Annotated in this window: 3 protein-coding genes; all 3 read left to right on the forward strand. The window is 72.3% G+C overall.

Annotation, left to right across the window (positions count from 1 at the left end; genetic code table 11):
- Positions 1-411: 411 nt before the first annotated feature.
- Positions 412-2331, forward strand: a complete 1920-nt coding sequence (locus ACOV8S_RS19770) for an AMP-dependent synthetase/ligase (RefSeq protein WP_448319120.1) — start codon at positions 412-414, stop codon at positions 2329-2331.
- A gap of 157 nt (positions 2332-2488) precedes the next feature.
- Positions 2489-2740, forward strand: coding sequence for a chaplin (locus ACOV8S_RS19775; protein WP_448319121.1), 252 nt, complete (start codon positions 2489-2491; stop codon positions 2738-2740).
- Between the two features lie 130 nt (positions 2741-2870).
- Positions 2871-3324 (forward strand): chaplin (locus ACOV8S_RS19780; protein WP_448319122.1); only part of this gene is annotated, 454 nt, incomplete at its 3' end.

Raw genomic sequence — 3324 nt, forward strand, 5'->3', positions numbered from 1 at the left:
AGGGGGAGGGCGGCGCCCCCGCCCCTCGGGCCTTCGGAGCTGACGCCCGGAATCTCCGCCTCCGCGGGCCCCGCGCCGTCCGGCGCGACTCCCGCCGCGTACGTGACCATCAGCGCGGCGACCGTGCACCCCACCCACGCCGCGGTGTACCGCAGCTTCATGCGCCCCACCTCACGACGACCGGACGAACCGGCGAACCCAGAACCGACGGATGGTTTTCTGGCCGGCCCGCCTCGCCCCCGGTGCCGCCGACCCCTTCCCACGACTCTAACCGCCGCCACCGACAGGCCCGCAGTCGGTTTTTCGCCACCCCGCATCTTCCCGACGCCTTCACGCCGGACCCGTTGACTCTTTTTTACGCGCGAGTAAGTTGGCGGCCCGACACCCGAAACGCCGGACCGGGGAGCGCACATGGGCGTACGCAGCGAGATGAAGCGGGCACGGCGGAGCATGGGCGGCCGTGCCGCCGCCGTGGAGACCGTCCGGGACGAGCAGGGTGTCGTGCGCGAGGCGCGCACCCCCGCCCTGGCCGCGCCGCCCGAGCGCGGCAGCATCGCCGACCTGCCGTTCACCAACGCCGCCGAGGACCCGGGCGCCGTGGTGCTCCGCCGCCGCGGCGACGACGGGACCTGGACGCCGGTGACGGCCGAGGAGTTCGCCCGCGAGGTGACCGCCGTCGCCAAGGGCCTGATCGCGGCGGGCCTGGAACCCGGCGGCGGCGTCGTCGTGATGTCGCGGACCCGCTACGAGTGGACCCTGCTGGACTTCGCGGTCTGGGCGGCCGGCGGGCGCACCGTCCCGGTCTACCCGACCTCGGCCCCGGAGCAGGTGGAGTGGATCCTCGAGGACTCCGGCGCGCGCTTCGCCGTCGTGGAGAGCGCCGAACTCGCCGCCGTCGTGCGGCAGGGGACACAGGCGGCGCCCCCGCGGCTGTGGGAGCTGGACGGGGGCGGCATCGCCGAACTCGTCGCCCTCGGCGGACGGACGCCCGACGCGGCGGTGGCCGAACGCCGCGCCGGACTCGGCCCGGACAGCATCGCCACCCTCTGCTACACCTCGGGCACCACCGGGCGCCCCAAGGGCTGCGTCCTCACCCACGCCAACCTGCACGCCGAGGCCGCCAACACCGTCGAGCTCCTCCACCCGGTGTTCAAGGCCGCCACCGGCCGGGCCGCCTCCACCCTGCTCTTCCTGCCGCTGGCCCACATCCTCGGGCGGACCATACAGATCGCCTGCCAGATGGCCCGTATCGAGCTGGGGCACTGCCCGAGCATCAAGCCTGACGAACTGCGGCCGCTGTTCCGGGAGTTCCGGCCCACCTTCCTGGTCGGCGTGCCGTACCTGTTCGAGAAGATCCGCGACACCGGACGGGCCACCGCCGAGAAGATCGGGCGCGGCGCCTCCTTCGACCGCGCCGAACGCCTCGGCGTCCGTTTCGCCGAGGCCCACCTGCGCCGCTTCCTCGGGCAGGGCGAAGGTCCCGGCCTCGCCCTGCGGGCCGGCTGGGCGCTCTACGACCTGCTGGTCTACCGCCGTATCCGCAAGGAGCTGGGCGGCCGGCTGCGCTACGCCATCAGCGGCGGCTCCCCGCTCGACCGCGAGCTCAACCTGTTCTTCTACGCGGCCGGCGTCCTGGTCTACGAGGGGTACGGCCTCACCGAGACCACCGCCGCCGCCACCGTGGTCCCGCCGCTCGAACCGCGCCCGGGTACCGTCGGACGCCCCGTCCCCGGCACGGCGGTCCGGATCGCCGAGGACGGTGAGGTGCTGGTCGAGGGCGGCATCGTCTTCGGCTCGTACTGGAACAACCCGGAGGCGACCGACGCCGTGCTGCGCGACGGGTGGTTCGCCACCGGTGACCTCGGCGCGCTGGACCAGGACGGCTACCTGACCATCACCGGCCGCAAGAAGGACCTGATCGTCACCTCCGGCGGCAAGAACGTGGCCCCTGCGGTGCTGGAGGACCGGATGCGCAGCCGGTCACCGGTGGGCCAGTGCATGGTGGTCGGCGACAACCGCCCGTTCGTGGGCGCGCTGGTCACCCTGGACCCGGAGGCGGTCGCCCACTGGCTGCAGGTGCGGGGCAGGCCGGCCGACACCCCGATGTCCGAGGTGGTCCGGGACGAGCGGGTCCGGGCCGAGGTGCAGAAGGCCGTCGACCACGCCAACCGGGCGGTCTCCCGCGCGGAGTCGGTGCGCTCCTTCGTCCTCGTCGAGGGGGAGTGGAACGAGGAGAACGGGCTGCTCACGCCGTCCCTCAAGGTCAAGCGGCACGCGGTCGCGGAGGCCTACAAGGAGCAGATCGAGGAGCTGTACCGCAGGACGCCCTGAGTGCCTGATGATTTGTCACACTACACCTGGCATTCGGGTGAATTCCCGGTTCGAGTGCTCTGCGGAGTTTCCTCCTGGCGGTCACCTCGTTCTACTTCTCGGCAGGTCATGGTGCGAGCCGCTCGTGAGCTCGCTCGGTTCAGGCCGACACAGGGGCATGACCGTTGAGAAGGGAAACTTCATGAAGAAGAGCATTGCTGTCGTTGCGGGCGCCCTGATGGCGGCTTCCATCGCCGCCCCGGCTTTCGCCGACGCCGAGGCCGAGGGCCAGGCCGTCGGTTCCCCGGGTGTGCTCTCCGGCAACGTCATCCAGGTGCCGGTCGAGGTCGCGCTGAACCTGTGCGGCAACACGATCAACGTCATCGGCCTGCTGAACCCCGCCATCGGCAACTTCTGCAGCATCAACTGACGTACCGGCCACTCGGCAGTACCCGGGCCGGCTCCAACGTGCCCTCGGGGTATGCCGGAGCCGGCCCTCCCCGATTCTCCGAGCAGGAAGATCATCAGCAGTGCGACAGTCTCTGAGCAGGGGCGCGGTCATGGCCGCCGCCGCAACCGGCCTCCTCGCCGCCTACGGCGCCCCGGCCTTCGCCGACTCCGAGGCGGAGGCGCAGGCCGCCAACTCCCCCGGTGTCGTGTCCGGCAACGTGATCCAGGTGCCGGTCAACGTGCCGATCAACGTCTGCGGCAACACGATCGACGTCATCGCCCTCCTCAACCCCGCGGTCGGCAACACCTGCCTGACCGACGTCGAGGCGGACGACGAGGACGGTCGCGGGAACCCGGGCGGCGGCCACCACCCGCACCACCCGAACAACCCGCCCGGCTACGGCCACGAGGAGCCCCCGGGCGGCGGCCACGAGCAGCCCCCGGGCGACAACGAGAAGCCTCCGGCCCCCGGCCAGGAGAACCCGCCCACCGACCACAAGCCGCCGGCCGACGACCGCTCGGTGCCGCCCGCCCCGGTGCCGCACGGTGGCGACGGTCCGCAGC

It is taken from the genome of Streptomyces sp. CO7, from assembly GCF_053474865.1.

What these genes read in the sequence shown, in the direction of transcription:
- ACOV8S_RS19770 (WP_448319120.1), top strand. Translation starts at nt 412, where the DNA reads ATGGGCGTACGCAGCGAGATGAAGCGGGCACGGCGGAGCATGGGCGGC.
- ACOV8S_RS19775 (WP_448319121.1), top strand. Translation starts at nt 2,489, where the DNA reads ATGACCGTTGAGAAGGGAAACTTCATGAAGAAGAGCATTGCTGTCGTT.